Here is a 24,246-nt window from a genome sequence, read left to right on the forward strand (position 1 = left end):
ATTATTCACCACTTTCTAAAACAATATCCAAAGCCAACTCATGCACTTCGTTTGCAGTCACGGTATGTTCACAAAGCTTAAGGTAACCAAGCAAGGTTGACCTTTGCTTATGTCCCATTACAGACTGCAAGTAATCGAGTGCTTTTCCTTCCTTAAGTCCAGAGTCCAGTAATTCCTTCAATCTCTCCACCGCATATGTGGAGCGCAAGTTATGGAACTTGTGCTTGAAGTTTGGATGCTCTGTCTTCACTGCATTTCTTATTTCTCCCCAGCGAGCATCAAGACTTTTAGATGAATACTGACTACCACTTTGGTTCAAAAGCAAAGGAGGATTATTGCCTTCGTCAGGGTTATTTTTTTCATAAACCTTTCTGCGCTGAATGTATCTGGGCGAATTTACGTACTCATGTAGCCTATTCATCAGCTCAGAAGGAATCTCTGCTATCCTTACGGTTCCGTTTTTGGTTACGACTCCTAATCGTGGATCAAGATTAAGACCATCTGTATTAATGAGATATTTTTTACTCAGTTGTTCAACATTAGGCTTATAGATAGAGTTTGCACGAAGAGTAACGACTTCCGAGCTTCTAAGCCCAGCATAACGACTTAATTCAACCGCTATCTGAAACTCATTTGATATCGAAACCTCTTTAAGCTCACCACCTCTATTGGAATAGCCAATGCCGAGTTCTTTGTAGTATTTTTCTACCAAGCCCCATTCCCGATAATTTATCGGCAGTAACTTACGTGACAAGCCGTTATAGCTAGTGTCATTTGGAAGCTTCAACCTCAAGTCAGTGGTGTCTACGTGAATAAACGCGTTCCGCATATACTCATGCGACCCTTGCTTACTGACTTTCACCACTTCATATTTGAATGGTGGGTTTTCAAACGCGTGCTTGCGAGCCAGGTAGAATTTATAAAAATTAATAACTACTCCCATGTAGCTGCTTGCGGTAGAACGCGCTATCTTTCCGCTTTTATAGGCCTCACGTAAATGTTTTCTAAAGCCATAGGTAGGCCTCAGCCTTAAGGGAACGGGCATGTCATCCCATGACATGCCAATGTCCTTCAAAAAGGTAAAGTAATGAAGCAAGGCCTGTGCTTGAGTATTAACGCTTTTCTTTCGGAGGTTGGCTTTAAGATGAATAAGCCAGATATTGGCGACTCTAATACTTGCGCCATTATCTTCGAATAGGAGGGGTAGTTTTCCTAAATTGCTGCCTGTGCCTTCGAAACGTATCGACAGTTCACCGGTAGTCGTATCGATATGGCGTTTAATCTGCTGATCTACAACGAAGTCTGGAACTTCCCAAAGTACGATACCCACACGTTCACCTGCGCTACAAATTTCACTATTTCATGGATTGTAAACGTAACAATCGCTTTCAATAGAAAAATCGTAACAGTGCACGGTCCGGGTCGCCGGCATGCACGATCTGATCGGCTTCCTTAACCAGCTTGCGCAACACGCTGAGCTGAGTGCGCACCTTGGGCCGCGGTTTCAACTGCCACTGATCCGGCACGATAGGCAGATGCTCATAACGCCATTGCTTAAATGCCGGATCATAACTTTCCGGTTCAGCCTGTTCCAGCAGATGCCCGATGCACCAGCTCACCACATCGCCGTTACCACAACGGATACAGCCATCGGCCTTGCTCTGCGGCTTAGGCAACACGGCGGCTATAGCTCGCGCAAGACTCGGTTTTTCAGCGATATAAAGTTTCATTGAGCGCTGCCAGCCCCTCTTCACAGCCGGTCAGATATGCATCGCCGAACAGGTTGTAATGGTTAAGATAATGATACAGGTTGTAGATGGCCCGTTTCAGCGGGTAGTCATCACCGCGCGGGCTGATGGCATCATAGGCGGCATAAAACGCACCAGAGAAACCGCCGAACATCTCGGTCATCGCCAGGTCCACATCCGGATCCGCATAGTAAACGGCGGGATCGATCAGCCAGACATTCTGCCCATTACGATCAAACAAGACATTGCCGCCCCAAAGGTCGCCGTGCACTAGCGCTGGCCCACGGGTGGTAGCGTTGAGAAACTCCTCGACCGCCTCCCGACAGCGCTCCAGCTCAGCCAGAAAGCGATCGCGAACCGCGCTGTCGGCTATGCGCCTGATCTGAAATCCGAGACGGTAATCGAGAAAGAACCGCCCCCAGTTTTCACTCTTAATGTTGGACTGGGGCGATAGGCCAATGAAGTTGCCGCTGGCCAGGCCATAATAGCCATGGCGCTGTGTGTGGATCTGAGCCAGGGACTCACCGAGCAGACGCATCTGCTGCTCGCTGGCTGATGCGCAATGGATCAGCTCCAGGCAGAGTCTGTCGCGCGTGATCTCCAGCCGAGCCGGTACACGCACTTTAACGATACTGGCGCGATTGAGCGCAGTCTCAAGCAGCTCAAGCCCTTTTGCCTCGCATATCAGGCTGTCTGAGCCCGGTAAGGGGTTGGTTTTGATAAAGCCTTGCATGGTGTCTCTTTACAGAACATTCTGGTGTCCGCCACCGCCGCTCTTGAGCATCAGCTCCAGTTGTTCATGCGGCACGGGGCGCCCATAAAGGTAACCCTGCGCCTGATCACAACCGAGGCCCAGCAGCAGCTCGGTCTGATTGTGAGTCTCCACCCCCTCTGCGATCAACCCCAGTTTCAGTTTTCCGGCCAGTGCGATGATCGCTTCGATGATCACTGCATCATCGGGATCCATCACCGAGTTGCGGACAAAAGACTGATCGATCTTCAGACGGGTCACGGGCAGCCGTTTAAGATAGGCCAGCGACGAGTAGCCCGTGCCAAAATCATCGATAGCAAGGCTGATCCCCATATCGCGCAACCGCTTCAGCATCGGCACAGACGCAGCCGGATCTTCCATGATAAAGCCTTCGGTCACCTCCAGCTCCAGCCACTCGGGCCGGCAGCCAGTCTCTTTCAGGACTGCAGCGATAACCCGGTCCAGACCCGGGTCGTGCAGCTGTCCGCCGGCCAGGTTTACCGACACCCGGCCGGGCTCGTATCCGGCACGAAACCAATCGGCCTGGGCACGACAGGCTTCACGCAGCACATATTCGCCGATATCGACAATCAGCCGCGATTCCTCAATCAGCGGAATAAACGCACCGGGCATCACCAGACCTTTTTCCGGATGCTGCCAGCGCACCAGTGCTTCGGTACCGGTCAGGCGGCCGCTGTTCATATCGACCTGGGGCTGGTAATAAACCACCAGCTCGCGGTTCTCGATGGCGCGTCTCAGCCCCGCTTCGGTTTCCATACGGTTGAACACTTTGTCACTCATGCTCTGATCGAACCGCTTGTATCGCCCGCCTCCCTTGCGCTTCGCTTCGTACATGGCGATATCAGCGTTGCGCACCAGGGTCTGGGCATCGAGCCCATCCTGGGGATAGAAGGTCACACCGATACTCGCGTTGACGTCAAGGTCGCGCTCGCCGTGGCGAACGGGAGCGCTGAGCGTCTGGATCAGCCGGTCGAGCAGTTCATACACCCGCGATTCCTCACCGCCGACCTCGCTAATCAGAATGAACTCGTCACCACCATGACGGAACAACCGGTCGCGGCCATCCACCTCCAGTTTGAGCCGCTGGGCGACGGTCTGCAGCAGCGCATCGCCGACCGAATGCCCGAGGCTGTCGTTGATCAGTTTGAAGCGGTCGAGGTCGATAAAGATCACCGCGAATACGCTGTTGCCGGTATGGTAACGGCCAATATATTCCAGCAGGCGCTGATCAAAATTAAAGCGGTTGGGCAGCCCGGTAAGCATGTCGTGGTTGGCTTCGTGGCGGAAGCGGTCGCGCTGCTTTTCAAGCTCCTGCTGCGCAGCCTTGAGCGCCTGGGTGCGATGATCGAAAGCACTGGCGAGCACATCCAGCTCATCGCCGGTACCGAGAGGACTGCAGGCACGATAAGGCACGGTACGTACACGCCGGTACAGCTCCAGAATCGGCCGCGCGATGCTCTGACCTATTGCAGCGGCCAACATCGCCGAGGCCAGCGTCAGCAACAAGCCGATGCCGATAAAGCGGGACAGAATCGTCCACTCGATGGAATCGAAACGCTGCTGGGGAAATCCAGCCTCCAGGCTAAGGTCGAGCCGGGCCAGCAGCGGGGTCTGCTCACTGGCGGAGAGACGGGTGGTGAGATAGTCGGTTTCGGCATTGTAATTCACACCAACCACCTGCTCACCGCCGCTGAACAGCTTGAGATAAGAGCTGTCTGTGCGCACCGCATGGCTGCGCACCAGTAGTACCAGATCAAACCCGACCACCAGTGCGCCCTGGGTAGTTTCGTAATAGCTGATCGGGGCAATGATCAGCAGCTGCCCTGTACCTGGCTCCATATAAACGGCGGTATTGCCCATCGCCAGCGCGGCGCGCAACTCCGGCGACTGGTTGAACTCCGGACGCCAGTCCTGTGCCTGATAAACCGGCCGGCCATCGTAATCCAGCAGCGCCAGGGTACTTAGTGAGGTGCCTTCGGCAAAATTTTCCACCAGTTTGGGCAGATCTTCTTGGCGTGCCCGCGTATCGATCAGCCCATTGATCATGAAGGGGTTATCGGCCAGACGCCGACTGGCCTCCACCAGGTAAGCGACCCGGTTTTCCAGCTGAATCTGGGATGAGCGCGCCGATTCCCATAGCATCTGCTGCGCCTGACGCCCCAGCTCCTGACGCATCATGTAAACCACCGCGAGGGTGATCACCACCATCGCCAGAGCAACAAAACCGGCCACTTTGAACACCAGACGGCGTTTAAGGCTGTGGGTCTGCTGAGGTGTACTGAGCACTTCGAACTGATGACTCACGGGGCGGCGTCTCCATCCGGCCGGCAGCTTCGCTGCGAAACGGCGTAGTCTGCAGCACTCAGCGCGCGGTGCTGAGTGGGTGTATAAACCGCTTCATAGCGACGAATAACGCCATTCACGGGCGGCAGCTCCTCAAGCTGGCTGATCAGGTTTTCACGGCTCAAGGGAAGCTCCTTGCTCACAAGCTGCTCCACCGATTTTGCCAGCAAAAGCGCCGCATCGTAACCACGGGCCAGGGCTGCTGGTATTTGGGGGGCCGCACCGTAATGTTCGATGTAATGCTGCTCCAACTGATCGTAGGCGCTTTGATCAAACCTTGTTCGCAGGCACTCCAGTGGCGCCTCCAGCGCAGGGCTGGTTTGCCATAGTGAGAGTATCGGCTGATTAGCATCCAGCGCCGCCAGTTGCTCCAGCGCCAGCGACTGCTCAGCGCGGCCCAGCGCCACCACAGAATAGTCACTGTTGTTCAGTAAGGTCTGCAGCTGCTCGCGGTCGATTTGCGTATCACCCAGGTTCACCGTGACCACGCCACCAAGCATAAGGTTTTGCTTACGCAGCTCCCGCTGCAGCTGCTCGGTCAGTTCAGCGCCGGCGGTGCTGTTTTCGGTGATCAGCCCCACCCGTCTGGCATCTTTGCCAACAGCCGTTGCAGCGATACGTTCAGCCAGATGATCGCTGGACATCCCAATCGAAAAAACACTGGCGTGGTCGCCCTGCTCAAACAAACGCGCTTCAACGACCCAGGGTAGCAGCACTGGTATCCCCACCTCGTCGATCAACGGTAACTGCTCCCTTAGCGTTGCGACACTGGTGCCCCCAAGTGCGGCGATAACCCGCGGGTTAGCGGCGAAGTTTTCCATATTGCGCCGTGCTCGGCTGGGCTGGCCGCTGTTATTCATAGCGACTGACGCAAGCTCCGGCACGCTTTGCAATGCAAGCTCAACTCCTCGCTTTATCTCAATCCCCACCTGGCCGCTGGCAAGGCTCAGGTCCATATCGATACCCACCAACCTAACCTCGTCTCCGGCATAACGCTGGCGTAGATACTCATCGCTGGGCGCGATCAGATCCGCACCGATCACTGGCTCGAACCGCTCTACCAGTGGCCGGAGCTGGTCACGAAAGCTCTGTCGCTGAGCCTCGTTCAGCCGCTCGATGCTGACGCCCGACTCGGCTATCTGCTGCAGTATGTCCTGCTCGCGGCGCTCGGTCTCATCGCGCTGCCACACGGTCTGTTCACGGGCGCTATCGATCAGCAGGCGTTGCAAACTTGCCGGCAACCGAGCGAAGCTCGATTCGCTGACCGATAAAACGTAGGCGAGATAGGCATGAGATGAAAGGATCAGGTGACTCTGTTCTTTGTGAATCCCCACGGCGACGATGGCCGCCAGCGGGTTTTCCTGGCCATCGACAACGCCATCACGCAACGCCGCGGGCACCTGGTGAAAATCGATCGGCACCGCCTCTGCGCCAAGCATCTCGAACTGCTCCTTCAGCAGTCGGCTTTTCATCACCCTAAAGCGCTTGCCGACGAACTGCTCAGGTGTCAGCAACGCCTCGTTGGCGGTAAACTGCTTGAACCCGTTGCCCCAGAAGGTCAGGCCCACCAGGCCGATGCGCGCCATCCTGCCCAGCAGGAGATTACCCGGCTCACCATCAAGCAGCGCATAGACATCATCCTGGGAGGGAAAATAGAACGGCAGGTCGGCATACTGCATCTCCGGCAGCGAGATGCTTAGCTTGGCCGTGGGCGTGAGCACCATATCCAGATCGCCACTGCGCGCCATCTCCAGCATATGGTGGTCATTACCCAGTGCCTGGTTGGGGTAGAGATCTATCAGCAGACGGCCGTCAGAGACGGTTTTTACCTGCTCTGCCAACCGCAATGCCGCAGCATGCATGACGCTGCCTTCAGGCATGTTGTAGCCAAGACGCAGATGGTACTGCATCGGCGTGGAGCGGGTCTCATCAGCTTCGGTGAGGGCCTGGCCTGAACCGGTGGGCCAGAGGATGAGTGCGCCAAGGCCAAGCAGTATCAGACTGCCGGTAAGCCAGAGCAGCAATCGGTTTAATGGCATAGCTGGGGATCCGCCAAAATAAGAACGATCTAATATATATAATGGGGGTCAAGACTAACATCCCTGTAAGATATAGGAATGTCCGAGATCAGCTTATTGGACGACGCCCTTATATCAGCCCCAGTGCTCCTCCTCATCGCTGAGTGAAAAGCGGGTATCACGGCCATCGGCGCCTAGCTGCCACACCTCCTCCGGCTCACCATCGGCGGCAAAACGCACCAGCCCCATGCCGGAGCGATTCACCAGGCGGCAACCCTCATCCGCTCCTTCGGGCCTTCTCGGCGATACTCTCATGCGACGCCTGCGGGTAAACCAGTTAAGCGGCGACCAGGGCGCATAAAGCCAGCGGTTAAGGCGATCAAATACCTTAAGCAGACGGTCCGGAAATTCGTTTTTCAAACCGCTGCTGGTGATCTGCCAGATTTTTGGGCCACCCTTGCGAAAGCGGATCTCGATATCGTAGACAAAGGAGTAGTGCACATCGCCCGAAAGAATGACGAAGTGCTTGGGCGTGCGGGTATGGCGGAAGATATTGAGCATCACGTTGGCAGCCCCTGGGTGGGCCATCCAGTTTTCCGCATCCACCATCAGCGGATGACCAAACCAGGTAAACACCTTCTGCACGGTTTCGATCAATTTCACACCGAATACCGGGGCCGCCGACACCAGCACCACCGCCTCCCGGTCCAGCAGTTGCTGCTGCAGCTCGGTCAGCGCCTCCCAGTCCATCAGCCCCGAGGGACTCGCCAGGTTGCTCTCCGCTCGCCAGCGCCGGGTGCGGGTATCGAGCACCAGCACCGCCGGATCCATTGGGATCAGGTAATCCCAGCCCTCAAAGCGGGTCAACGTCTCGATCAGCTCGTCATGAGGGCCCGGTCTTCGATCGCCTAACCATCGTTCCACCGACTCACCGAGATCTTTCTTCAGCGGGCCAGGGTTGTTGCCCAGCCCCTGACACAACAGGTAGGCGATCAGGGCGTTGCCGATAATCCGCCGCGAAAACGGATGGCCATAGGCGGATACCTCCCAGGCGGCAGAAAGGTTCCAGTCATCGGTGACATCATGATCGTCAAAGATCATGTAGGTGGGCAGATGGGCCATCACCCGTCTTACCCGGGGTAGCTGCTCGCGGAAGGCATCGATCACCTCTCGCTCCTGGTAATAGAGCGTCCTCTGCTGGTCATCAAGCCCATCCGGCAACGCCAGTTTCAGTTCGCTCCAGGCACAGGGCGACCAGGCCAGGCAGTAGGCGGCGATCATCTCGGCAAAGCTGATCAGATGGTTGTGCGCATTATCGGAGGTAAAGATCGGTTTCTTCACGCCGCTGAACAACGACCTGCGTGCGGTCTCCCCTGTTTTGCCTTCGGGCAGCAGGCGTTCGCGCTGGTAATAACAATGCTCGCTGCTGATCAGCTCTGAAGTATCCGCCACGCAGGCGTCTACAAATTGCTCATGCCAGAGCCCCAGGCGGTCGGATAGCTCATGACAGGCCACCAGCATGGGACCGGCGACGTCGTCGGCATAGATCTGATCGCCGCTAAGCATCATTACTGCCGGCCAACTCTCAGGTTCGTTGCGGTGCTGTTCCAGCCAGGTATCGGCGCGGGCCATGCCATCTGCGCCCGGATGATGAGGTTTACGGCAGGAACCGTGAAAGATCGCGCCCAGCCTTGATTTAACCTGAAACGAGGGAAGAGACTCGCCGGGATAAAGCAGCTCAGGGCCCCACTCCGCCAGAGAAACCCATCGATCCGCATCTTTATAGCTCAGGTCATATTCAATGGAGCTATCGAGAGGAAAATCACTATCGGGGGCTATATCGACCAGACGCAGCCAGCAGCGCTCACCAAGAGGCAGGGTCCATACATCCTCGCCACTGAGGTCCCGCTCCAATAGCGTTTGACCATCGCAGATAAGCTTAAGCCCCAGTGGGACCTCCGCCGTGGTGAGCAACCAGATAACCAGCCGGTCGGATTCGACACGGCGCAGGATCGGTCCGACCAAAATCGTCGGCAGTTCAGCATTCACATCACTCATCGGCACTCAGTATCCAGATACTCCCTGGGTGCCGCTGCGGGAGGCATCCCCTGACTGTTTTTACCAGTGTTCCTTTAGCGGTAGAACTGATCCAGCTTCAGCGGCCTGTCTTCGCCAAGCCAGATCGCACGGTCGCGATGATCCCGCAGATCATCACCCGTATCAGGATGTACGAACACATTGAGCCCCTTTCGGTTCAATGTCAGCCAACCAATAACCTCTCCAATCAGGCTGGTGGCGACGGTCAGCTGGCAGCTCCAGTCGGGGTGAGGGCCCACCGGTTTCTGGTGCATACGCCCCATGGGGATGCCAAATATTGCTACAGCCCCCTCGCAGAGTTCGCGGGCCTGCTCAAAGCTGTCTGCGTCGTAGTAAACGTGCGCGTGGTAAGAACGGATTACGGGCATTTCTGACATATTAACTCCTTGCATTACCCCGGGGATCTTACCTGAATCAGCCGATGAACGTGGTAAACTGCGCCCTTTTCAACCGGATGCGGGAAATTCAGTGCAGCAATTCGACGTGATTATTATCGGCGGTGGCGCCTCGGGGCTAATGTGTGCAGCAGTGGCTGGCTACCGTGGACGTTCGGTGCTGGTTATCGAGCACACCCGCAAGCTCGGGCGCAAGATCCTGATGTCCGGCGGCGGTCGCTGTAATTTCACCAATATCCATAACAGCGCTGCGAACTTTCTCTCGGGAAACCCGCACTTCAGCAAATCAGCCCTGAGCCGCTACCCGGCCGCCCAGTTTATCGAACTGGTGGAGCGTCACGGCGTTGAGTTTCATGAGAAGACCCTGGGCCAGCTGTTCTGTAACGAATCCAGCAAGGAGATCCTGCAGCTGCTGCTCACCGAGTGTGAGTGGGCCGGCGTGCAGCTGGTCACCGATACCCGGGTTGAAAGCGTTGAAGCACTGGAAAAAGGGTTTCATCTGAGCACCAGTGGCGGTGAACTCCAGTGTGAAAGCCTGGTGATCGCCACCGGCGGCCTGTCGATCCCCAATGGCGGTGCTACCGGTTTCGCCTACGATATCGCGCGCCAGTTCGGACTCAGCGTTGGGGAGGTCCGCGCCGCGCTGGTGCCCTTCACGCTGCAGCCCTATGACCTTGAGTACCTGAAGCCGCTTTCCGGTATCTCTCATGATGTCAGCGTCAGCTGCAACGGCGCCACCTTCCGCGAAGCGATGCTGTTCACCCATCGTGGCCTCAGCGGCCCGGCGATGCTGCAGATCTCCTCCTACTGGAACCCAGGAGACACCATCGAGATTAATCTCTTCCCCAATCTGGACCTGTTTGAGTGGCTGAAGCAGCAGCGTAATGACCATCCCAAGTCGGAGTTGCTGACACAGATGTCACACCTGATGAGCAAGCGTATGGCCCAGGCACTCTGCGAGCACTGGAAGTTCAGCGGCCATATGGCAGACCTTGGCAACAAACGCCTGGAAGAGATCGCCCAACAGTTGCACCACTGGACCATCAAACCCGGCGGCACCGAGGGCTATCGCACCGCGGAAGTCACCCTCGGCGGTATCGATACCGATGGTGTCTCATCGAAAACCATGGAAGCCAAAACCCAACCGGGCCTGTTCTTTATCGGCGAGTGTCTCGATGTAACCGGCCACCTGGGCGGACATAACTTCCAGTGGGCCTGGGCATCCGGTGTGGCGGCTGGGCAGGTGGTTTAACCCTGCTCTACCGCTTGATACAAAAAAGGCCGATGGCGTAACACCATCGGCCTTTTTTGTATCGCCAGACTTAATCCGTGGCGAGGCTGGTACGCTGCGTACAGCGATGTTCCAGATGCCCCTGGACCAGCATCGCGACCAGGATAACCATCCCTGTACCACGAGCAGCCAATACGAACAGATCGGTATTGGTCGCCAGTTCCGGCCAGGCGATCAGCACCGCTGCCACCACATAAAGCGAGCGCTGAGCTGTGCTGAGCGTACTGCCTAACCAACCCGAGAATCCCACCCCCATGGAGAAGGTCGCCAGGGTGGTCAGTGCGATCGCAACGGCAATGCTGATGCCATCGCCAATCAGCAGGATCCCCGGCATGGTGACGAACAGGAAAGGGATCAGCAGTTTTACAAAGCCAAGACGCATTGCCTCCACGGCAGTCTCGTTTGGTTTGGCGCCGGAGATGGTCGATGCCGCATAGGCCGCCAGTGCCACCGGTGGTGTAATCGCCGAAACCAGGCCGAAGTAGAAGATGAACATATGGGCGGACAGCACGTTCATGCCCAGCTGAGTCATCGCCGGCGCTACCAGCACCGCCAGCAGCAGGTACGCCGCCGAGGTGGGCAGACCCATGCCGAGAATAAACGATGCCAGCGCGGTCAACAGCAGCACCGCCCAGAGGTTTCCGCCACCGATCTCGATAATCAGGCCCGAAACCATCAGCCCCATACCGGTGAGGTTAAGGATGCCGATGATTACACCCGCAGAGGCCACCGCCGCTACGATCGGCAGCGTATTGATCAGCGTATCCTTACAGCACTCCACCAGATCCACAGGGCCGACACGGGTCAGCTTGCTCCAGGGGCTGATCAACAGGCCGACGACGATACCGAGCACCGCCGCCTGGGTCGGCGACTTACCGGCGATCATCAGGCCGATCAGCGCAATCAACGGCGCCAGCAGATAACCACGGCTACGCAGCGTCTCGCCCAGCAGTTTCAGGCCGGCTGCAGTATCACGTTCCAGCCCCAGGCGCCCCGCTTCCAGTCGTACCGCCAACATCAATGCGAAGAGATAAAGCAATGCCGGCACCAGCGCCGCCAGCGCGACCTCGGCGTAGGGAATACCGATCATCTCTGCCATCAGGAAGGCCGCAGCGCCCATCACCGGCGGCATAATCTGCCCCGCGGAGGATGCCGCCGCTTCAATGGCGCCAGCCAGCTTCGGGCTGTAACCCACCTTTTTCATCAGCGGAATGGTAAAGGTGCCGGTGGTGACCACGTTCGCCACTGCACTGCCGTTCAGAGAACCCAGCAAGGCACTGGAGAGCGCGGCTGACAAACCGGGGCCGCCCTGTACACGACCGGTAAGGCCGCGTGCGATATCGACAAATACCGACCCCGTGCCGATTTTGGTCAGCAGCGTACCAAACAGGCCGAAAAGAAAAATGTATTCAACGGCTACGCCCATGGGGACGCCATAGACCCCTTCCGTGGACAGCATCAGTGTTGAGGTGAGCCGGTCCAGGCCGTAGCCACCGTGGCCATATTTACCGGGGATCAGGTAACCGAACCAGGCGTACAGAAACGCCAGTGCCATCAGCACCACCAGCGCCCAACCCACGGCGATGCGCACGAACAGGAACACCACGCTGATCAGCGCCAGGAAAACCCAGGTATCCTCGGGGACCGACATGGCGCCGCGCATGATGATATCCATGTAGCTGTGCCAAAGGTACGGCCCCGGAATCAAAGCGATAAACGCCAGAATATAAAGTGGAATCCGTGCCCAGCGCCCCATCTGCAGGGCGTAATAGATTAGACCGGCACAGGCCACCAGGGAGAAAAAGCTCGAGCGCAGCAGCAGCGCGGTGATACCGCCATAGTAAGCGCCATAAAGCACCAGCGCCGCCACGGCTGTAGCGAGCAGACAAAACAAACCGGAAAATACGCCACGCTCAATGGAGCCCCCCTGGGGGGACTCCAGCAGCAGGCGCGACAGATTAAACTGCGCCATCACAGCCCCCTGTTATTGAGCTGACTGATCGAAGTACTTCTGTGCACCGGGGTGCAGCGGGATCGGCGTCTGCGTCGCGGTTTCCGGCTGAATCTCTTTCGCCAGAGGATGCACCTGCTGCAGCTCCTCCAGGTTGGAGAAGATGGCGTTGGTGATATCGTAGATTTTGCTCTGATCGGCACTGCCGCTGGCAAACAGGACCGCCGGATCGTTGATCACGCTGACCGCTTCGGTCTGATCGGAATAGGTACCGGCTTTCAGGGTGTAGGACTGGTAGAACGGATATTTCTCGATCAGGCCAGAGAGGACGTCCGCATCGGCAGAGAGCAGACGCATATCGGTCTGTGAATCCAGGTCGATCAGAGAGGCGGTCGGCGCACCGGCCAGCACAACTGCGGCATCAACCTGCCCATCGTTCAGCGCTTTGACACCCTCGGTGTAGGAGAGGAAACGCGGCGTAATATCGTCAAACACGCCATAAGCCTGCAACAAACGGGTCGCCAATACTGCAGCGTTACTTCCCGGCGGGCCGATGCTGACGCGTTTGCCCTTCAGATCGTCAAAGGATTCGACACCTGTCCCATCCACGGTAGCAACCTGCAGCACGGCAGGATAGAGATAAGCGATAGCGGCCACATCCAGCGCACCACGCGCCTCGAACGGGCCTTCGCCATGCTTGGCTTCATAGAGTGTGGAGGAGGATGAGAAACCGAGCTGCATCTGCCCGGCGGCAACACGATGGTTGTTTTCCACCGACGCGCCGGTCACTTCAGCGCGGGCGGTCACACCGTCCAGATGCTTGTTGATCACTTCAGAGATACCGGCACCGATCACATAGAAAAGGCCGCCGGTGCCGCCGGTACCGATAGAGATACGATCATCGGCAGAGACTACGCCTGCTGACAGGCTGAGGGAAAGCACTGTCGCGGTCATTACGCGTTTCAACATGGTTAGCTCCAATTTTGCTTATTGTTGTCGCGGGTCTCAAGTCAGAGAACAAGGGGGTATGAGACCCGCGCTCATCAAATTATTGGTGCAACCTTTCACGAACCTTTCACGGATTATTTAGCGGCGATTTTTTTCTACGCGCTTTTCGGTGGGGGCTTCTGGGTATCGATCTTATGGAGCGCTGTCAGTCGCCGGTTTCTGCTGCGGGTAGACTGCAGCCCGCCACTCATTAAGCAACAGCCGGCGCTTTTCCGCATCGGTCTGCAGCAACAACTGCAGGCTTAGAGGGATCGGCCTGAAGATGCCGTGGCTCTTCTCACGCAGGAACGCAAAGGTATCACTGCTGCCCGCTTCACTGATAACCGGGATCAAGCCGGTCTGCTCACCCAGCCTCGCCTGACCTGAGGTCGACAGCAGGTCATCGAGAAAACGCCGGGCCGCTTCCGGATGCTGCGCCGATTTCGGAATCAACGCGGTGCGCATCAGGACCGAGGTATAGTCCGCGGGCATCACCGTGGTTATCCAGGGATAGCGGTTTGAGAAGTCGAAGGCGTAGGAACCCACCAGGTTATAGGCGATAAATATCTCCCCCTTAAGCAACGCCTGCAGTACAGATTCGCTGTCCGGGTAAAGACGTAGGTGAGCATTACCAAAGGTTTCCAGCAGCTGTCCGTAAGTACGCGACTGCCGGCTGTCATGCGCCCAGGTAAGGTAGCCCAGCCCCACGGTTTCGATATCGGTCATGCCAATTTTGCCATCCACCAGCGGGCCCTTGGCACGGATCAGCTGCAGCAGCTGGTCCCGGCTTTGCGGCAATTCGGCCCCAGCCAGCAGATCCCGATTGATGACCATAACGATGGGTTCAAAAGCATATGCAAACAGCTCATCGCGCCACTGAGCCCATTCCGGAAGTTCACGGATAACGTCGGAGCGATAAGGCTGAGCGTAACCGTCGTTCACCAGCTTGAGCTGCTGCTCCATGGCCGAACTCAGGATCAGATCAGGCGATGGGATCTCATCATCGGTATCGGCATCTGCATCAAAAGTCACCGGCACCAGCTCATTGCTCATACGCTCGGTATAACTGACGACCAGTCCCTCACGTTCGGCAAAGGTCTGCAGAAACGGAGCAAACCTGGCAACGGGAGCAACGCCGGAGATAATCAGGTCGGGAGGAGCGTCGACGTTGGCCCGCTTGAATACCTCGGTGGTAGCGGCCTGCACGCCGCCGATAGCGGCCAGACATAAGCCAAGCAGCAATGAGGTCAGCGCTTTCAATGAATGGCCTCCCCGTTGAATCGCACCCGCACAACCAGACCCTGAGGTTGATTGTCATGCAGCTCCAGTTCGGCTCCATGATACTGAGCCACCTCCCGGGCGATGCTCAGGCCCAGCCCGCTGCCCGGTTGATCTATATTGCGGCTGCGATAAAAGCGTTCGAAGACACGGGGTTTCTCCTCATCACTGATGCCCGGCCCCTGGTCGCTGACCTCGAGCTCCGCACCGGCGCCAACCTCTGTCAGGCGAAGTGTCACCAGACTGCCGGCGGGGCTGTACTTGACTGCGTTTTCAACCAGGTTGCGAATCATCTGCTCAAGCGCAAAGGCGTCTCCGGTGACGCTTACATCCTCGTCGCCCTCGTAAACCAGCTCGACCCCACGATCCAGCCCCCAGATCACCAGTGAACGACATACCTCGGTGGCGATCTGCCGCAGGGATACCTTCACCCGCGGCTGGCTTTGAAAACGGTGAGTCAGGTTGGCGTGCTGCAGCAGTTGATTGACGGTTCGTGTCAGGCTCTCGCTGCACTCCAGCACATGACTCAACTGCCGCTGGCGGATCTCGGGGTCTGGCTCATCCAGGGCGTTCTGCGCCTGGGAGTGCAGCCCCGCCAGCGGCGTACGGATCTGATGCGCCGCCTCAGCGGTAAATCGCTTGAGCTGATCCAGAGAGATCTGCAGCTGCGCCATGAAGTAATTAAGGGTGTCGAGCAGTGGCGCTATCTCCCTAGGCACATCATTTCCCAGGGGCTGTAGATCCGTGGGCGAACGCTCGGCGATAGCATGCTGCAGACGATTAAGCGGTCTTAACACGCGCCAGATTCCCAGCATCAAAAGCGCGAGCGTGAGCACAAAAAAAAGTGCAACAAACTGCAGGACAAACCAGCCCACTTCATCGGCAAGCGCCTTTCTTGCCTTCAGCGTCTGGCCAACCACGATGTAAACGGTTTCAGCGTTATCCGCCTCGATCAGCCGCTTGGCGACACCGAGAAAACGCACCATTTCGCCACGGTAATCGACATCGTAAAGCGTGGGTTGAAACTGCCCTTCCCGGTCGCGCGCTTCAAGCAAAGTATCGAAAGGAACGGAAGGCAGATCCGCGTAGCCGGTCACTATCCGTTTACCACTATCGATGATGGCGTAAAAAGCGCGATCCCGCGGTGCCATCGCCAGCATGTCGAATGCCGACGCGGGCAGGTCCGCCACCACACGGCCATCGAGCATATGGATATTCTCGGAGATCTGCAGCGCGGCGCCGCGCAGCAACCGGTCGTAGGAGAGCCTGGCCGCCCGATCCGCATAAAGGTGTGCAGACCAGAGCGCGGCGCCACCCACCACAACCAGCACCATGGAGGTCATCAGCAACATCTGGCGACGGATAGAGCCGCGGCGCTCACTCATTTGGATTGTTCTAGCAGGTAACCCAGACCGCGAATGGTACGGATCTGGATATCGCTCCCCTGCAGCAGCTTGCGTACACGGGTCACGTAGATCTCAATAACGCTGGGGTTGGGGTGCTCGTCAAAGCTGTAGATATGCTCCAGCAGCGCCTCTTTACTCCAAACCCTTTTGGGCTCGTTCATAAAGATCTCCAGCAGGCGAAACTCTCGTGATTTCAACTCTACCGGTTCACCCGCTACGCTGAGGCTGCACGCACGGCGGTCCAGCACCACATTACCGAAGCTGACCTCGTCCCTTGCCTGCCCCTGGTTGCGTCGCAACAGGGCGCGCATGCGGGCTTCCAGCTCTCCAAAATCGAAAGGTTTGGTCAGGTAGTCATCGGCGCCGGCATCCAGCAGCTGGATGCGATCTTCGATCTGATCGCGGGCGGTCAACACCAGTACCGGCGTGGTGTCATTCTGCCGACGCAGACTGTTCAGCACCGCTTCGCCGCTGGTACCCGGCAGGTTAAGGTCGAGCAGCACCAGGTCGTAGGGCTGAAGCTTAATCAGCGAAACGGCTTCGGCACCGCTCCTGGCCAGATCCACGCCCTGCCCGCTGCGCCGCAGGCGCTGGGTAAGCGACTCTCCCAGAATGATGTCATCTTCTACGACCAGTAAACGCATGAACCCTGATCCGCCTCGCAACACTGAAGTAGGCGCAGGGTAAGCGAAAGCATTGAAAGGTTACAAATCCAAAATCCGTCGAGATCATTAGTTTAGCGCGGGATACAACGGAAAAAGCCGCCAGACTGGACTGGCGGCACAGAGGCCTCGCGGCTGCGCAACGCCGCACTTACTCCCTCTATCAGAGCAGATGCCGCGCCAGGAACATCAGGCGCAGGCGTTCCGCCAGTTCGATCTCGAGATGCTTGATATCTTCATCATCGGTAGGTGCCGGCATATCCCATTCAACCACTTCAGTGTCCGTAAAATACTCATCCAGTTTTGCGCCTATAGCGGGCGACGCGTGAGTTTTATCGCTCAGCACTACGATCAACCCTATCCCTTCAGCCGATAAATCGGCGAGCTCCGCCACCACCTTTGGCGCCGCCCCTGTCAGATTAACTATCGTACTCTCAACCTCGGGAGTCATTGGCAAGGCGTCCAACCCCGCACAGAAGGCTTCAACCTTCGGTGCTGCAATACTCTCGGCAAGCGCTGCGGCCAAAGGTGCACGTACAGAGTTGTGACGACAGAAAAACAGGATTCTTAACACGCTGGGCATGGTTGACTCTCTTATCGGGAATTTCAGAAAACTACAGTCCGTTTTCCGCCTTACACGCTCTGGCTGAAGCTATATGCAGCCCTCTATGCGCTTTCTATGCCGCTTTTTATGCGGTCATGCCAGACGCGCTATCAGCTGTTTACTGGCTACGCGTTTCATTTTCGTGACTGCGCTCAAAACGATGACCGCTATCGCTTAGCCGTCAGCCTGGCGTCTGGATAACCAACCGCACCCAGCGCTCGCCAGTGAACTCCACCGGAAAACCGACCCACTCCCGGAACTCTCTGAGCGTGCAGCTGCCCGTGGCATAACTGCCGTCACCTGCCACGGTCTTGAAAACCAGCCGCTCACGCTCACTGGCCATATTTTCGGGCCCATCGAGGATCTGGCGGATCGCCCATTTTTCGCCGTACAAGCCATTGCTGTAATAACGCCCCACTTCCAGGCTGATCGGCTCCTGCCGCGACTGCGCCGCATGCTCAACCGCCAGGTCAAACAGCTGCGCGAGCTCCTCGGAAGTGACATCAACATAGGAGTCGAGCTTTTCCATCGCTGCGGCCAGATCTTCATGTGTCAGCATGCTGCTCTGCCGATCCATCACCGGTACACCGGCATTCGCGGGCCGCCGCGCCAAGACCGCCGGATAACGGCGCCAGTGGAACAGCGCGTTAAACAGCACCGCGACGCTGAGCATGCAGATTAGGTTCAAAAGCACCGGCGTAAACAGGTAAGCGTATCCGAGCGCGTGAACCGACTCCCCGCCTACGACTGCGGTCAACGCTGTTGCGCCACCCGGTGGATGGATACAGCGCAGATAGTGCATCGCGGCGACAGCCAGGCCCACCGCCAGCGCCGGCGTCATTGGATGATCCGGTAACAAAATCTGACAGCTGACGCCGATGGCACCAGAAACCAGGTGACCTACCAAAACCGCCCAGGGTTGAGACAAGGCGCCATGGGGTACGGCAAATAGCAGTACCGCAGTAGCTCCCATGGACGCGACCATCAACGCGCCGCTGTGCGATTCGAGGTACCAGTGGGAGATGTAATAAACCAGCACGATACTGAGCATGGCGCCAAGACCGGAGATCAACTTCTCCGTATGACTGGTGTTGTTGTCGCCAAGACCCAGAAGGGCTCTCAGGCTCCATTCATTTCGCTCAGACTTCACGCTTCATCTTCTCCACATCGATACCCAGTCGTTTCATCAGCCGGTTAAAGTTGCCGGGGTCCAGCCCCAGTACCTTGGCTGTCGCCGTTCGGTTGTATGCTTTGTCACGCAGAGCCCTGGTGATCAGCTCGCTCTGAAAGCGATCCGTGGCCTCGCGCAGATTCTGCTGTTCTCCCAACACAGCGGTTTGCATTGGAATCACGCCCTCGCTCCCGGCGCTTTCGCTGAACTCATCCGCAGCCGGCAACGCCAACAGATCGGCACCCAGGGATAGCACGCCGCCGGTCTGACGACGGGTTGCGGAAAGACGCAACACCGCCCGACTTATAAGGTGCTCAAGCTCGCGCACATTTCCCGGCCAGCTGTAACCGAGCAGTGCGGTGCGCGCACTTTGTGCCAGACGCAGAGAGCCAAGCCCGAGCTTGCGCCGGTTAAACTCCAGAAAGTGCCCCGCCAGCAGCAGAATATCCCGGCCCCGCTCGCGCAGTGGCGGTACCTGAACCGGATACACACTGAGACGATGGTAGAGATCGGCACGAAAACGACCGCTGGCGACTTCCTGTTTGAGATCGCGATTGGTCGCGGCAACAACCCGCACATCAACCTGGTGATAGCTATCGCTACCAAGACGTTGCACCTCGCCCGCCTGCAGGGCTCGAAGCAGTTTGGGCTGCATCGCCAGCGGCAGTTCGCCGACCTCATCGAGGAACAGCGTGCCGCCATCGGCCAGTTCAAACTTTCCGGTTCTGGCCCCCGTGGCACCAGAAAACGCGCCCCTGGTGTGACCAAAGAGTTCACTTTCGATCAGGCTTTCCGGCAAGGCCGCGCAGTTCACATAGACCAACGGCGCCTCCGCCCTGGCCGAGCCCGCATGCAGATGGCGGGCGACCAGCTCTTTACCCGTCCCGGTTTCACCGCTGATCAGCACCGCCAGATCGGAATTCGCCACCAGGTCCAGTTCGTCAAGCAGCGCTTTGATCGCCAGGCTCTCACCAACCATTTCGCTGCGTCCGATATCGGCTGCCAGCAGGCGGGCCACCTCGTTCTCTTTGCGAACCTGCACCTCCAGTGACTGGATCAGCGCGGCTACGCGGATCGATGCTTCCGCCAAACGCACAAAGGCTCTGAGTTCCAGCGGATCGATCCTGTCGAAAACACCGGGACTCAGGGAATCCAGCGTCAAAACACCCCAGGGCTGATCGTCGATATACAGCGCCACGCCCATGCAGTCGTGCACATGCAGCGTCGTATTGGGCGCATCGATCAAGCCATCGTAGGGATCCGGCAGCTCCGAATCCGCCTCAAAGCGAACCAATTCGCGACTTAGCAGGATACGCGCCAGACGTGGGTGCTCTTCCACCATAAAAGAGCGCCCCAGCGTATCTTCCGACAAACCACTGATAGCGAGCGGATGCAGCACCGAACCACGCAGTTGCAGCAGCGCTACGGCATCACAGGGAAAAAGTTGATCTATCGACGCTAACAAACGCTGAAAACGTGTTTCAGCAGGCATTTGTTGCGACAGGTCGGCGACAATGGAAATCATCGACTCGGCTACAGAAAATGATGTCATTACGACTTCCATATTGTTCTTTTAACAATTTTTTTAACAAGTCATATCAACAATATATTCATAAGATGCGCGTGATATCAATGAATGAAAAGCTGGCACGATATCCGCTATCTAGCCTCTGACCGACAACGGCCTCAGTGCCTTATACCCTCAGGAGAGATCTATGCTGTCAGAGCAGTCCAGAGCGATCATCGACGCCACGCTACCGGCGGTGAAAGAAAACGCGCGCAACATCACCGAGGTGTTCTACCCACTGATGTTCCAGCGCTACCCTCAGGTCAAAGCCTATTTCAATGAAGCCCACCAGGCTCAGGGCACACAGCGCCAGGCCCTGGCCAATGCCGTGGTCGCCTACGCCAGTAATCTGGACCGGCTGGAACTGCTCGGTGACGCGGTCTCGCTGATCGTGCATAAGCACGCCTCCCTGAACATTCTGCCGGAGCACTACCCCATCGTCGGCGAATGTCTGCTGGCGGCGATCAAAGAAGTGTTTGGCGATGTAGCCACCGATGAGGTACTCAACGCCTGGGGCGAGGCCTACCAGCAGCTGGCAGATATTCTTATCGGTGCCGAAGAGAGTGTTTACCGGGCTAATGAACAGCAGCCGGGTGGCTGGCGTGGCGAGCGCAAATTCCGTCTGATCAGAAAAGAAAAGGAGAGCGAGGTGATCACCTCTTTCTACTTTGAAGCCGCCAACGGCGATGCCATCGCCTCCTTCAAACCGGGCCAGTACATCACCCTGATTCTCGAGATCGACGGTGAAACCACCCGCCGTAACTACTCCCTGTCCGACAGTCCGGACCGGCCCCATTACCGCATCAGCGTTAAACGCGAAGCGGATGGCCGTGTTTCCAACCACCTTCACGACAACCTCAATATCGGCGATTGCGTTCGCCTGACGCCACCCTGCGGCGACTTTGTGCTCAGCGACAGTGACAAGCCGCTGGTGCTGCTGTCCGGCGGTGTTGGCCTTACGCCGACAATGAGCATGCTGCGCCCGGCTTTGAACTCCGGCCGCGAGGTGCATTTCATTCACGGCGCGCTGAACAGTGCCACCCATGCGTTCAAGAGTGCAGTGGATCAGCTGGGTGAAGAGTTCGATAACCTGCGGATCAGTTACTGCTACAGCGAACCGCTGCCGCAAGACCGGGAGATAGCGACCGGACTGCTCGATCAGGCCCGGCTCCAGTCGCTGCTGCCGCTGGAACAAGACCCGGATATTTACTTCCTCGGGCCACGCCCGTTTATGCAGTCCTGTTACCGCAGCCTCAGTGCACTATGCGTTCCGGCGGAACGAATGCGTTACGAGTTTTTCGGCCCGCTGGAAACGTTTGACGCCCCCGCCTTCTGATAACCAACCGAGGTCCAGTGAGTCCTCAGCCGGTGGCGCCGCTGCCAGCGTTAAAAATTATTCGCTGCGCCGCCGGCATGGTTCATTCTATTGCCCAATCCAATACCCACACAGAGCCTCTTCTCCCTGCCGCTACAGCGCTGGGTTTTATCCGTGGTACATTTAGCGGCAACAACAGTGCCTCAACGAGGTCACAGCATGCAGATTGTCTACCAGGCGCAGGATATCGCCGAAGCCCATATTGTCGCCGGGATGCTTCGCGCCAGCGGCATTCAAGCCCATGTGGCCGGGCATTATCTGCAGGGCGCTTTTGGCGAAGTCGGCACCTTCAACCTGGCTCAGGTGAAAGTGGACGAGCGCGACTTCCTCGACGCCCGCATACTGATCGATGAATACGAACACAACAACCGCGATCATAACGACAGCAATGAGGAGCCGTATGGATCTTAATCTCAAGGGTAAGGTGGTCATGGTTGCCGCCGCCAGCAAGGGCATGGGTTACGCCACCGCACTGGAATGCGCACGCGAAGGCGCCATCGTTTCTATGGCAAGCCGCGACAAGGACGCTATCGAAGCCGCCGCCGAAGCGATCCGTCAGGAGACCGGCGCCCAGGTAAAAGCCTACGCCTTTGATGCGAAAGACAGCGCCAGCATTGCCCATTGGGCCGAAGCCACCCTGAACGAGCTGGGTCCCGTTAAAGGCCTGCTGGTCAACGCCGGCGGCCCGCCCACCGGCCAGTTCGACAGCTTCAGCGATGATGACTGGCAGGACGCCTTTGAGCTGACGCTGATGAGTTCGGTGCGGATGATACGTGCGGTTCTGCCGAGCATGCGCGAATCCGGCGGCGGCTCGATTCTGGCGATCACCTCCTCTTCGGTGAAAGAGCCGATCGATATCCTGCTGCTCTCCAACGTGATGCGTTCCGGCGTGACCTCGCTGTTCAAGTCTCTGTCACAGCAGTTGGGTCCGGACAATATCCGCTTTAACACCATGATCCCCGGTAAGATCGATACCGACCGCCTGCGCGGCACGATCAAGGCGCAATCCGCCAAGCGTGGAATTTCCGAGGAGGAGCTGAGCAAAGAGATGTCAGCGACCCTGCCGCTGCAGCGCTTTGGTAGCGCCGAAGACGCCGGCAAGGCCTGCGCATTCCTGCTCTCTGACGCATCCAGCTATATCACCGGCGTATCGCTCGCCGTGGATGGCGGCCTGATCAAGACCGTCTGGTAAGCCCGCAAGCAGCATGGAGACTTCCGTGCTGCTTCTTCCCTGCGCTTCACACCGCTGAATTCTATGTCCATGACCAGCCCCAAACTCCAACGCCTCGGCAGCGCGAACCCGCGCCTCTGCGTTTACATCCCCCATCTGCCTGAAGCCCTTGAGGCCTGCGCTGCCAGTGGCGACGTTGCTACTCTGCTGGCCCACAACTCGAACCACTGGCGCAAGATCGTGACGCTCAGCGCCAAGATCGCATCCCCCGATGACGACTGGAGAACATTTCGCGATCAGCAGTTCTTCCGCCAGGTCGCCCTGGTGTTTTCTGCAAGTATCGAAGTGGGTGCCTGCTGGCACTGGATAGGCGGCAAAGACAACCAAGCCCGCTTTGGCCTGGACAGTGCGGACTGGGCTCCCCTGGCAGGAACAGACGACCTATTTATCGACGCCGAGAGAAAACTCCTGCTGACGCCCTATCCCGATTACCGCCAGTTGAGCAACCAAAAAGTTGAGCTGATTCGTCAAGCATTGCAACAACTTGGCTTTTACGGCGTACGTTAAAACGCTCAAAACGGCCCTCAACGCTTTAACCTTAAAAATAAAACAGTATTTTGTTGACTCCACACAGCTCACCTGTAGACTCAACGACGCTAGCAAGTCAGTTCCGAATTATGTAACACCCTTGACGTCCTGCTTCTGTAGTCCGTCCTGTTCTCATAAGTTCGACAACTTCCCAGCACCTCCGCCAGAGACTCAGGTCGAAGGCACACACTTATTTGAAAAACAGGATTTAAGACTATGTCTACCGTAACCGGCACCGTTAAGTGGTTCAACGAAACTAAAGGCTTCGGCTTCATCTCCCAGGAAAACGGCCCTGACGTGTTCGCACACTTCAGCGCTATCCAGGGCAACGGTTTCAAAACCCTGGCTGAAGGCCAGCAGGTTGAGTTCACCGTTACTCAGGGCCAGAAAGGTCCTCAGGCTGAGAACATCGTTGCTCTGTAAGTAACGTTGGCCGTCTGCTAAGACGGTGAAGCTAAAAAGAAGGAAGGCTAAGGCCTTCCTTTTTTTGTGCCTGCTCGCCAGTGATTGAAAAACATTCACTCACTGTTACTTTAGTGCGACAGTTGAATCGTTTACTATCAAGGCAGATGTTGCTTGGGCCGCGACATCAAGAACCAAAATTCACACCGCTGGAGTATCAACCATGGATATTGCAGGCACTGCCACCAGTCTCAGTCAGCTGGACATGGCAACCCAACACGCAACAAAAATGACCAAGATGGCTAACGACCAGATGGACATGCAGGGTCAGCAGGTGATGCAACTGCTGCAGTCGACAACCGTAAGGCCGGTCGACCCTTCCAGCCCGCTTGGCCAGAATATCGATATCGAAGTCTGATT

At 57.1% G+C, this 24,246-nt stretch carries 21 protein-coding genes and 1 pseudogene; 7 read left to right on the plus strand and 15 right to left on the minus strand.

Annotated elements, in window-relative coordinates:
* Position 1: 1 nt before the first annotated feature.
* The 7 genes and pseudogenes from C4S72_RS05925 to C4S72_RS05955 form a co-directional block, all read right to left on the minus strand.
* Entirely contained in the window at positions 2 to 1,330 is a 1,329-nt protein-coding gene (locus C4S72_RS05925) for a site-specific integrase (protein ID WP_104002106.1), read from the minus strand.
* Positions 1,331 to 1,412: 82 nt separating this feature from the next.
* Positions 1,413 to 1,730: pseudogene (locus tag C4S72_RS05930) on the minus strand (toprim domain-containing protein); the annotation flags it as partial.
* Positions 1,711 to 2,481: a fructosamine kinase family protein gene (locus C4S72_RS05935; RefSeq protein WP_104002108.1), complete on the minus strand. Its 771-nt coding sequence runs from the start codon at positions 2,479 to 2,481 to the stop codon at positions 1,711 to 1,713. The pseudogene C4S72_RS05930 and the gene C4S72_RS05935, both read right to left, overlap by 20 nt.
* Positions 2,482 to 2,490: 9 nt before the next feature.
* Positions 2,491 to 4,824, minus strand: coding sequence for a putative bifunctional diguanylate cyclase/phosphodiesterase (locus C4S72_RS05940; RefSeq protein WP_104002109.1), 2,334 nt, complete (start codon positions 4,822 to 4,824; stop codon positions 2,491 to 2,493).
* The gene (locus C4S72_RS05945) at positions 4,821 to 6,902 is read right to left on the minus strand and encodes a DctP family TRAP transporter solute-binding subunit (protein ID WP_104002110.1); all 2,082 of its coding nucleotides are present in this window, start codon (positions 6,900 to 6,902) and stop codon (positions 4,821 to 4,823) included. Before C4S72_RS05945 ends, C4S72_RS05940 begins: the two co-directional genes overlap by 4 nt.
* A gap of 114 nt (positions 6,903 to 7,016) precedes the next feature.
* The gene (locus C4S72_RS05950; protein ID WP_104002111.1) at positions 7,017 to 8,939 is read right to left on the minus strand and encodes an alkaline phosphatase D family protein; all 1,923 of its coding nucleotides are present in this window, start codon (positions 8,937 to 8,939) and stop codon (positions 7,017 to 7,019) included.
* Between the two features lie 74 nt (positions 8,940 to 9,013).
* Positions 9,014 to 9,355, minus strand: coding sequence for a DOPA 4,5-dioxygenase family protein (locus C4S72_RS05955; protein ID WP_456085540.1), 342 nt, complete (start codon positions 9,353 to 9,355; stop codon positions 9,014 to 9,016).
* Between the two features lie 91 nt (positions 9,356 to 9,446).
* Here C4S72_RS05955 and C4S72_RS05960 point away from each other — a divergent pair, with 91 nt between their 5' ends.
* Positions 9,447 to 10,625 carry a BaiN/RdsA family NAD(P)/FAD-dependent oxidoreductase gene (locus C4S72_RS05960; RefSeq protein WP_104002112.1) on the plus strand — a complete coding sequence of 393 codons (1,179 nt, stop codon included), beginning with the start codon at positions 9,447 to 9,449 and terminating at the stop codon, positions 10,623 to 10,625.
* A gap of 70 nt (positions 10,626 to 10,695) precedes the next feature.
* Here the strand turns inward: C4S72_RS05960 and C4S72_RS05965 are convergent, their stop codons facing one another.
* The 8 genes from C4S72_RS05965 to norR form a co-directional block, all read right to left on the minus strand.
* Positions 10,696 to 12,636, minus strand: a complete 1,941-nt coding sequence (locus tag C4S72_RS05965; protein WP_104002113.1) for a TRAP transporter permease — start codon at positions 12,634 to 12,636, stop codon at positions 10,696 to 10,698.
* A gap of 12 nt (positions 12,637 to 12,648) precedes the next feature.
* Positions 12,649 to 13,584, minus strand: coding sequence for a TAXI family TRAP transporter solute-binding subunit (locus tag C4S72_RS05970; RefSeq protein ID WP_104002114.1), 936 nt, complete (start codon positions 13,582 to 13,584; stop codon positions 12,649 to 12,651).
* Positions 13,585 to 13,755: 171 nt separating this feature from the next.
* Positions 13,756 to 14,862: an ABC transporter substrate-binding protein gene (locus tag C4S72_RS05975; RefSeq protein WP_160115450.1), complete on the minus strand. Its 1,107-nt coding sequence runs from the start codon at positions 14,860 to 14,862 to the stop codon at positions 13,756 to 13,758.
* Positions 14,859 to 16,265, minus strand: coding sequence for a sensor histidine kinase (locus tag C4S72_RS05980; protein ID WP_104002116.1), 1,407 nt, complete (start codon positions 16,263 to 16,265; stop codon positions 14,859 to 14,861). Before C4S72_RS05980 ends, C4S72_RS05975 begins: the two co-directional genes overlap by 4 nt.
* Entirely contained in the window at positions 16,262 to 16,930 is a 669-nt protein-coding gene (locus C4S72_RS05985; RefSeq protein WP_104002117.1) for a response regulator transcription factor, read from the minus strand. The genes C4S72_RS05980 and C4S72_RS05985 overlap by 4 nt, the downstream gene beginning before the upstream one ends.
* A gap of 181 nt (positions 16,931 to 17,111) precedes the next feature.
* Positions 17,112 to 17,531 carry a hypothetical protein gene (locus tag C4S72_RS05990; RefSeq protein WP_104002118.1) on the minus strand — a complete coding sequence of 140 codons (420 nt, stop codon included), beginning with the start codon at positions 17,529 to 17,531 and terminating at the stop codon, positions 17,112 to 17,114.
* A 202-nt stretch (positions 17,532 to 17,733) separates the two neighbouring features.
* Positions 17,734 to 18,702 (minus strand): HPP family protein, encoded by a 969-nt coding sequence (locus C4S72_RS05995; protein ID WP_235009059.1) that lies wholly within the window; start codon positions 18,700 to 18,702, stop codon positions 17,734 to 17,736.
* Positions 18,692 to 20,275, minus strand: coding sequence for a nitric oxide reductase transcriptional regulator NorR (norR, locus tag C4S72_RS06000; protein ID WP_104002119.1), 1,584 nt, complete (start codon positions 20,273 to 20,275; stop codon positions 18,692 to 18,694). Before norR ends, C4S72_RS05995 begins: the two co-directional genes overlap by 11 nt.
* 163 nt (positions 20,276 to 20,438) lie before the next feature.
* On the opposite strand from norR, the gene hmpA reads away from it, so the two are divergent.
* The 6 genes from hmpA (at position 20,439) to C4S72_RS06030 (ending at position 24,244) form a co-directional block, all read left to right on the plus strand.
* Positions 20,439 to 21,626: an NO-inducible flavohemoprotein gene (gene hmpA / locus C4S72_RS06005; protein WP_104002120.1), complete on the plus strand. Its 1,188-nt coding sequence runs from the start codon at positions 20,439 to 20,441 to the stop codon at positions 21,624 to 21,626.
* A gap of 198 nt (positions 21,627 to 21,824) precedes the next feature.
* Positions 21,825 to 22,076, plus strand: coding sequence for a putative signal transducing protein (locus tag C4S72_RS06010; protein WP_104002121.1), 252 nt, complete (start codon positions 21,825 to 21,827; stop codon positions 22,074 to 22,076).
* Entirely contained in the window at positions 22,066 to 22,857 is a 792-nt protein-coding gene (locus C4S72_RS06015) for an SDR family oxidoreductase (RefSeq protein WP_104002122.1), read from the plus strand. The genes C4S72_RS06010 and C4S72_RS06015 overlap by 11 nt, the downstream gene beginning before the upstream one ends.
* 69 nt (positions 22,858 to 22,926) lie before the next feature.
* The gene (locus tag C4S72_RS06020) at positions 22,927 to 23,403 is read left to right on the plus strand and encodes a DUF6942 family protein (protein ID WP_104003068.1); all 477 of its coding nucleotides are present in this window, start codon (positions 22,927 to 22,929) and stop codon (positions 23,401 to 23,403) included.
* A 237-nt stretch (positions 23,404 to 23,640) separates the two neighbouring features.
* Positions 23,641 to 23,847: a transcription antiterminator/RNA stability regulator CspE gene (gene cspE, locus C4S72_RS06025; RefSeq protein WP_104002123.1), complete on the plus strand. Its 207-nt coding sequence runs from the start codon at positions 23,641 to 23,643 to the stop codon at positions 23,845 to 23,847.
* A gap of 202 nt (positions 23,848 to 24,049) precedes the next feature.
* Positions 24,050 to 24,244, plus strand: a complete 195-nt coding sequence (locus C4S72_RS06030; RefSeq protein WP_104002124.1) for a putative motility protein — start codon at positions 24,050 to 24,052, stop codon at positions 24,242 to 24,244.
* Positions 24,245 to 24,246: the final 2 nt, after the last annotated feature.

It is taken from the genome of Marinobacterium lutimaris (assembly GCF_900108065.1).
GTDB classification, from domain to species: domain Bacteria; phylum Pseudomonadota; class Gammaproteobacteria; order Pseudomonadales; family Balneatricaceae; genus Marinobacterium_D; species Marinobacterium_D lutimaris.

Bases quoted from the DNA above. Each gene is read 5' to 3' on its own strand.
- C4S72_RS05980 (WP_104002116.1), bottom strand. From the start codon at position 16,265: ATGAGTGAGCGCCGCGGCTCTATCCGTCGCCAGATGTTGCTGATGACC.
- norR (WP_104002119.1), bottom strand. From the start codon at position 20,275: ATGACATCATTTTCTGTAGCCGAGTCGATGATTTCCATTGTCGCCGAC.
- C4S72_RS05970 (WP_104002114.1), bottom strand. From the start codon at position 13,584: ATGTTGAAACGCGTAATGACCGCGACAGTGCTTTCCCTCAGCCTGTCA.
- C4S72_RS05945 (WP_104002110.1), bottom strand. From the start codon at position 6,902: ATGCCATTAAACCGATTGCTGCTCTGGCTTACCGGCAGTCTGATACTG.
- C4S72_RS06030 (WP_104002124.1), top strand. From the start codon at position 24,050: ATGGATATTGCAGGCACTGCCACCAGTCTCAGTCAGCTGGACATGGCA.
- C4S72_RS05965 (WP_104002113.1), bottom strand. From the start codon at position 12,636: ATGGCGCAGTTTAATCTGTCGCGCCTGCTGCTGGAGTCCCCCCAGGGG.
- C4S72_RS05990 (WP_104002118.1), bottom strand. From the start codon at position 17,531: ATGCCCAGCGTGTTAAGAATCCTGTTTTTCTGTCGTCACAACTCTGTA.
- C4S72_RS05955 (WP_456085540.1), bottom strand. From the start codon at position 9,355: ATGTCAGAAATGCCCGTAATCCGTTCTTACCACGCGCACGTTTACTAC.
- C4S72_RS05935 (WP_104002108.1), bottom strand. From the start codon at position 2,481: ATGCAAGGCTTTATCAAAACCAACCCCTTACCGGGCTCAGACAGCCTG.
- C4S72_RS06015 (WP_104002122.1), top strand. From the start codon at position 22,066: ATGGATCTTAATCTCAAGGGTAAGGTGGTCATGGTTGCCGCCGCCAGC.
- C4S72_RS06020 (WP_104003068.1), top strand. From the start codon at position 22,927: ATGACCAGCCCCAAACTCCAACGCCTCGGCAGCGCGAACCCGCGCCTC.
- C4S72_RS06010 (WP_104002121.1), top strand. From the start codon at position 21,825: ATGCAGATTGTCTACCAGGCGCAGGATATCGCCGAAGCCCATATTGTC.
- hmpA (WP_104002120.1), top strand. From the start codon at position 20,439: ATGCTGTCAGAGCAGTCCAGAGCGATCATCGACGCCACGCTACCGGCG.
- C4S72_RS05950 (WP_104002111.1), bottom strand. From the start codon at position 8,939: ATGAGTGATGTGAATGCTGAACTGCCGACGATTTTGGTCGGACCGATC.
- cspE (WP_104002123.1), top strand. From the start codon at position 23,641: ATGTCTACCGTAACCGGCACCGTTAAGTGGTTCAACGAAACTAAAGGC.
- C4S72_RS05985 (WP_104002117.1), bottom strand. From the start codon at position 16,930: ATGCGTTTACTGGTCGTAGAAGATGACATCATTCTGGGAGAGTCGCTT.